This window comes from Mesorhizobium prunaredense, assembly GCF_900156895.1.
GTDB classification, from domain to species: domain Bacteria; phylum Pseudomonadota; class Alphaproteobacteria; order Rhizobiales; family Rhizobiaceae; genus Mesorhizobium; species Mesorhizobium prunaredense.
Genome location: NZ_FTPD01000078.1, coordinates 162,192 through 168,671, shown reverse-complemented (window position 1 = coordinate 168,671; position 6,480 = coordinate 162,192). Strand labels below are relative to the sequence as shown.

5 protein-coding genes are annotated in these 6,480 nt (G+C 60.6%); 2 read left to right on the top strand and 3 right to left on the bottom strand.

Features of this window, described 5'->3' with window-relative positions:
- Positions 1-90 precede the first annotated feature (90 nt).
- On the bottom strand, positions 91-1,293 hold the full coding sequence (locus BQ8794_RS32785; RefSeq protein WP_077383844.1) for a cytochrome-c peroxidase: 1,203 nt from the start codon (positions 1,291-1,293) through the stop codon (positions 91-93).
- Between the two features lie 13 nt (positions 1,294-1,306).
- Entirely contained in the window at positions 1,307-1,756 is a 450-nt protein-coding gene (locus tag BQ8794_RS32780) for a FixH family protein (protein ID WP_077383842.1), read from the bottom strand.
- 209 nt (positions 1,757-1,965) lie between these two features.
- Between BQ8794_RS32780 and BQ8794_RS32775 the strand changes: the two genes are divergently transcribed.
- The gene (locus tag BQ8794_RS32775) at positions 1,966-2,886 is read left to right on the top strand and encodes a sugar kinase (RefSeq protein WP_077383840.1); all 921 of its coding nucleotides are present in this window, start codon (positions 1,966-1,968) and stop codon (positions 2,884-2,886) included.
- Between the two features lie 39 nt (positions 2,887-2,925).
- Here BQ8794_RS32775 and BQ8794_RS32770 read toward each other — a convergent pair whose 3' ends face one another.
- Positions 2,926-3,960 carry a class I SAM-dependent methyltransferase gene (locus BQ8794_RS32770; RefSeq protein WP_077383838.1) on the bottom strand — a complete coding sequence of 345 codons (1,035 nt, stop codon included), beginning with the start codon at positions 3,958-3,960 and terminating at the stop codon, positions 2,926-2,928.
- Between the two features lie 325 nt (positions 3,961-4,285).
- Between BQ8794_RS32770 and BQ8794_RS32765 the strand changes: the two genes are divergently transcribed.
- Entirely contained in the window at positions 4,286-6,268 is a 1,983-nt protein-coding gene (locus BQ8794_RS32765) for a putative bifunctional diguanylate cyclase/phosphodiesterase (protein WP_425293610.1), read from the top strand.
- Positions 6,269-6,480 lie beyond the last annotated feature (212 nt).

Sequence of the window (6,480 nt, the reverse complement as noted above, 5' to 3'; positions counted from 1 at the left end):
AACTTTCCCCGGACAGCCCTGCACTTGTGGGGGAGATGTCCGGCAGGACAGAGGGGGGCGCGAAGGATCGCTACCGAGCAGCTGGGTCCCTCACTCCGCCAGCGTCTTCAAGAACGCCACCAGCGCCGCGCGCTCGCGGTCCGAAAGCTGCAGCGGGTGGATCTCGGATACACCCTCGACGCTTGCCAGCGCCTTCGAATAATGCGCCACCACCTCCTCGAGCGAGGAAAACTGCCCGGCATGCATGTAGGGCGCACGGGTGGCGGCGCCGCGCAGCGACGGCGTCTTGTAGGCGCGGACGAGTTCCGGCCCGGCCTTGACCATGAAGCGCAGCTCGCCGCAGGCGCTGGCGTCGCCATCGCGAAACGCGCCGAAACAGTTGAACGGATCGGCCTCGACCTGCGCCACCGCGTCTATGCGGCCGCGATCCGGGGGCAGATTCGCCACCGGCGGCACGCCGGTGTTGTGAAAACCGCTGTCGGTAAAACGCGGCCCGCTATGGCACGTCACGCAATTGGCCTTGCCGATGAACAGTTTTAGCCCGAGGATTTCTTCGGGCGACAAGGCGTCGTCGTCTTGCGGCGCCTGTATACCGGTATCCAAAGCGGCGGCGAACCGGTCGAAGCGCGTCTGCGGTGGTGCGATCGATCGCTCGAAGGCGGCGATCGCCTTGCCGATATTGGCGAAGACGTGGTTGACGTCCTCGGCTTGCGCACCGGACATGGCATTCCAGGCAGCCTTCTCGGCATCGCTGCCGAGCGGACTGGCATTGGCCGGCACATTTGAAAGGTCGGGCAGCGGCCCGAAGATGCGCTCGTAGCGCTCGCCGAATCGCGCCTTGATATAATGCGCGTAGGCGGCGCGGTTGCCGGCCTGCTCCAGCGGATTTTCCAGCGGCGCCAGCGCCTGCGCCCAGAGACTGTCGCGCCGCCCGTCCCAGAAGAACCAAACGTAATGCGCAACGCCGGCCAGCGGCATGGTGCGCCGGTTGGTGCGGCCGACACCGACCGCTCGCGGCAGGTCGTCCTGGAACTGCCGGTCGATCTTGTGGCAGGTCGAGCAGGAAACCTTGCCGTCGCCGCTCATCCCGGCGTCGAAAAATAGCGTCGCGCCGAGCGCGGCGGCGGCCGGCACGTCGGCGAAGCGGTTGGTGGTGTCGGCTTTCAGCGGCGGCAGGGCTGACAGCGCCAGCGAGGCGATGGTCTTCTTTTCGGCATCGGAAAACTCAGGCTTGCCGCAGCCGGCAAGCACAGCCATCGCCAGTAGCGCGAAAAGTCGCGAAAAGCGGTTCATCTTGCTCCAGCGCTCAGAGCAACACATTGAAGACCACCGTGTCGGATCCGGCCGCCGCCGAAATGGCGAAATGCAGTTGCCACAATCCGCTCATTGTGAATTTAACACCGCCGATGCGATAGCGGCCATCGCCCAGATAATCGGTCGCATGCGGGCTGGTCGGCAGACCGTGCCTGTGCTGCGGCATGCCGCCGGAAATCGTGATCGCAGCGCCCTCCACCGGGGTGCCGGCATTTGTCTTCAGGGTCAGCAGCCAGGATTGTAGCTCGCCCTGCCTGACAACGCCCCGCTCCGGCTCGAAACTGGCTACAAACAGGCCGTTCGCCGTCTCTTTCGAACGGGCAATCTCGGAGCCGGCGAGCCGAGGCGCTTGCGGCGCGGTCAGGTAGACGGCGGCGAGAATGCCGGCCAGCAAGGCAGCCAGACCAACACCTGCCAGAACGTAGCGCCATAACGATGCCAAACCGGTTCCTCTTCCAGAAATAACGTCTCACTGAGTGGATCGCGTCCCGCCGCGCAGCTGAGAAAACGCTGCCGGCGCAAAAATCCGCTGCCGCCAAGCATGGCGCTGCCGCACGCAAAAAGCTACAGCACCGGGTCTTTGGTTTTGTGCATGTCGTTATCGCAAAACCGCCACGCAAGCTGTGGGCGACTGCACTAGGAGAGAGATACATGACAGGAAACGGCGTCGCCTCGATCGGTGAATGCATGCTCGAGCTTTCAGGCCAAGCCGGGCCGAACTGGCGCATGGGCTTTGCCGGCGACACGTTCAATACGCTGTGGGCGCTGCATGCGCTGAACAGCGACCGGCCGGCGACCTATGTGTCGGCCTTCGGCGACGACCCGTTCTCGCGCGACCAGATCGATTTCTTCGCGCAAAACGGCATCGGCATCGGCGCCAGCCCGATTATACCAGGCGCCCGGCCCGGCCTCTATGCAATCACGCTGACCGGCGCCGAACGCTCCTTCACCTACTGGCGCGGCGATGCGGCCGCGAGGCAGCTTGCCTCCGACACAGCCGCTTTGGCGAAAAGCCTTGAAAATCAATCGCTTATTTACTTTTCCGGAATCACTTTGGCAATTCTGGACGACGCCGCGCGCAAGACACTTTTGGCGGCGGTGGCCAAGGCGCGCGCCGCCGGCTCGCTTGTCGCCTTCGATCCCAATTATCGGCCGCGGCTATGGCGCCGGCGCGAAGAGGCACAGACCGCGATCCTCGATGCGCTGGCAGTCACTGACATCGCGCTGCCGACCTTTCCCGACGAGCAGATGCTGTTCGGCGACGCAGCACCGCAAAAAACCGCGCAACGGCTGGGAAAGCTGGTCGGCGAAGTCGTCGTCAAGAACGGCGAGGAGCCGGCGCTGATCGCCGCAAGCGGGACCCTGCAACCCGTTCCGGCCGTGCATGTCGCCGCCCCGGTCGACACCACCGGCGCCGGCGATTCCTTCAATGGCGCCTATCTCGCAGCCCGGCTTGCCGGCCAGGCCCCGACCGAGGCGGTGCTGCGCGCGCATCGCGTCGCCGCGGCCGTCGTCCAAGTGCGCGGCGCGCTGGCGCCATTCGAGACGTTAAGGGCCGCGTTCGAGGATTAGAACCGGCAACCGCCGACAAGCTTGCAGCCCAGGCGGTCGCTATCCGCGCTTTTCGATGACGCCGTACAGGACGTTGCGGTTCTCGCCAAAGAACACCTGCGCCTCGACGGTGTTGCGGTCGACGCTGGCATTGATGATGTTCCACATATCGGCCTCCGACCGCAGCAGCAACACCCAGTTCATGAACGTCTCCCGGTAGCCGGCGTCGGGGTTGCCCTCTGCGTAGTTCGCGAAGAGGAATGTCCCGTTCGGCTTCAACATCTGCAGGCAGGTCTTCGTGAGCTTCACGGCGACGTTGTGCGCAAGGTAGTCGTAAAGGCCGGAGGCATAGATAAAGTCGAACTTGCCAAGCTTGTGGCCCCTCGTGAGCACGGTTCGCACCGAGCCGTCGATCGCCTCTACCGCAGAGCCCTGAAAGTCGCGCGTGATCAATTCAACGCTCTGAGGATCCTGATCGAGCGCAACCCAACGCTTGAGACGGCCCTCCTGTAAGGCGGCGGAGCGATTGGCCTCCCTTAAATGGCCGGCCGCAATCGCCAGGACCTCGGCTTGCGGTCCATTCCTGGTCGCAATCTCATCGACATATCGGGTCAAAAGATCGCGTCGTTCGCGTGCCGCGACGCACGACGGCACATCCTTGGTATGCCTATAGAGCGCCTTGCCGATCTCCGAGGCGTTTGCCACGCTCTCCGCCACGTGCGGATCACAATAGATGTAGTCGAGCAACTGCGCGTCGCCGGAATAACCTCTGGGCTTGTCGTGGGACCACCGCGTGAGCGGATCCTCAAGAAAGTACTCCAGGACCGGGTGGTTCCGCACCACCGGTATCAATGCTTGCCAAACGTCCGGATGAACCTTGGAACGCATTGCTTCGAGATACGACATCAGACGGCGAATGATCTCCGCGGGGTCCTTTTGCTGCTCGATCTGCTGGTGCGTGGTGTGGAGAATGAGGGCAAGCTCGACGCGAGCGGTTTCGAACGCTTCGCTATGAGGCTCGAGCTTTCTTCGAGGGAGACTGGCGGCGATCATCTCGGCAGTAATCAGACTTTTGCCATCGAGGATGGTTGCCACCGCAGAACTCCATAGTCACATTTAACTAGATATCGTTAGATATTGCGTAAAATTTTATCTTTGCCAAGACACATCCCCGGCATTTTAGCGGTGTCGTTAAATTCGCGCCAACCATGCTGGTTTTTTTGGACGCCTTGCGGGTCGGATTCCCGATACGAGTTAACGCAAACCTATTCGCGCGACTGCATATTGCTTGCGAGGCGCCGCAATCGCTGTCGCGCCTGAGGAGTCGGCCGGCGTGGGGGCAGAAACTAGAAATGAGTTCGGCATACAAAGCCCCGTTCAAATAGGGCTTAGGGTGACGAACGAATATGCGTCATCCGCATTGGCCGATATAGCCCATGCGGAACCGCTTGAGCTGCGCTACGAGCCGCGGTCCGACGAACTCCGCAACCTCTTCCGAGAGGAAGGTCAAGCGAAGCGAAGAATGGACGCCAGGCCAGGGCTTTGGATCGCCGTTGCCATCTATCTGCTGTTTTCGGCAACGGATCTGCTGCTGATTCCGGATGTCGCGCTCTACACGATCATGGCACGCGTCGCGGTCGGAGTGACGGCGCTGTTGACCCTGGAAGCACAACTTCGCCGGGGGGTCGCCACAGAATGGATTGACGTGACTTGCGCCGCGGCCATCATCTTTGGCTATGTCGGTTGGTTGTCCCCAGCGGTTATGAGTGCGGACAAGGAAAGCGTCTCTTATTATATGGTCTTCGGCACCATCTTTATGATGAGCGCAAATCTATTTTTTACGTTTAAATTCAGCCTGTCTATCGTGACTTCAAGTATAATCCTAATAATATTGTATATTGTAAACTACTTTGTGCCTTCCACATTAACATACAAAATGGTCTTTGGAACTTTCTACATTTCATGCTTTACATTTACATCTTACGTAAACTGGAAGCTGAACGAGGAACGTTACAACGTCTTCTTGAACGCCCTCGAAGCCAAAATTCAGCACAAGGAAGCCACCGAGCGCGGACAGGCGCTGTTGAGGCTGTCGAGAACCGATCCGCTTACGGGTCTGGAGAATCGGCGGGCGATTGACGAGAAGCTGCGCGACCACTGGAGCGATTGGCAAAGGCATGGCAGCGGTTTTGTGGCGATCCTCATCGACGTGGACTTCTTCAAAAGGTTCAACGACTACTACGGACATCAGGAAGGCGACCGCTGCCTGATACTTGTTGCCAATGCCCTTGCCGAAATGATCAAGCAGCACAATGGCTCAATCGGCCGCTACGGCGGGGAAGAATTCATCGTCCTGGCTCGCACGGAAAAAAGGGAACAGGTTGCAGGTCTTGCGGAAGCCATTCGAAGCACGGTGGAGAACCTCGCGCTTCCCCACCAGCAGCGCAGGGACGGCACCTCGGTGGTGACGGTGAGCGTTGGCGCTGCCTTCACCAGGCCGCAGACTGGCGCCAAGCTGGAGAAGATCATCCACGAGGCCGATCGTGCGCTATATCTGGCAAAAGCAGGCGGTCGCAATTGTACCTGGCTGTTCGATCCAAACGATCCCCAGAGCAGCGACGAGAGCGAGAATATTGCGGCTTTGCTGAAGATCGCGATCGGCCAGGATCTCGTTTCACTCGTCTATCAGCCCATCCAGAATGTGGTGTCTGGCCGGGTTGAAGCCGTCGAGGCTCTGATGCGCCTCAAAATGCTCGACGGCACATCGGTTCCGCCGAGCCTGTTCATTCCTGTTGCGGAACGAACTGGCGCGGTCCTCGAACTCGGGCGCTGGGCCATAAGGACAGTTTGCACTGAGCTCCTGGCGGACGATCACGTCGGTGTCGCCAGCGTCAACGTCTCTCCAACTCAGCTCAAGACGCCCGGCTTCGCAGCTTCGGTTGCGACGATTTTGAGCGAGACCGGCGTCGCCGGCAGCAGGCTGGCCCTCGAAATCACCGAAGGGCTGGAGATGGAGATGCACTCCGACATTCTGCGCTGCATCAGCGACCTGAAGCTGCTGGGGGTCAGGGTATGGCTTGATGACTTCGGGACGGGCTTCGCGGGCCTCTCATGGCTTCGTCTCATCGATTTCGATACGGTGAAGATCGACCGCTCGTTCCTGCATGACTGCGGCACCCCGAGGGGCAAGGCGATGCTGCAAGACATTATTGCCCTGGTCCGAAATCGCGGCCATAAAATCCTGGTCGAAGGGGTGGAGACCGACGAGCAGATGGCGCTTATCCGCGAATTCGACATCGATAAAATCCAGGGCTTTCACGTCGGCCGTCCTGCTCCCGCCGCGAGTTTCCGCACCAAACCGGCCACCTACAAACGCACATTGTCGATCGTTAAATCGGCATGAACAGCAGCGGAGCGATCTGAGCTCCTGCAAGCCGTCGCCCCGCGCTCCCTCTGCAGATGATCCAGCGGCTGGCCGAGAATCCTGCCGTTTGAAATCGGCCGGCGGGAACGAGCAAGGGCGCAACCGCATCTATTTGGGGAGGGGCCGTCGGCAAATTGATGTGGTGCGAATTTGCTCCTTACAAGGGAACCAACGGGAACAACGACTTCGCA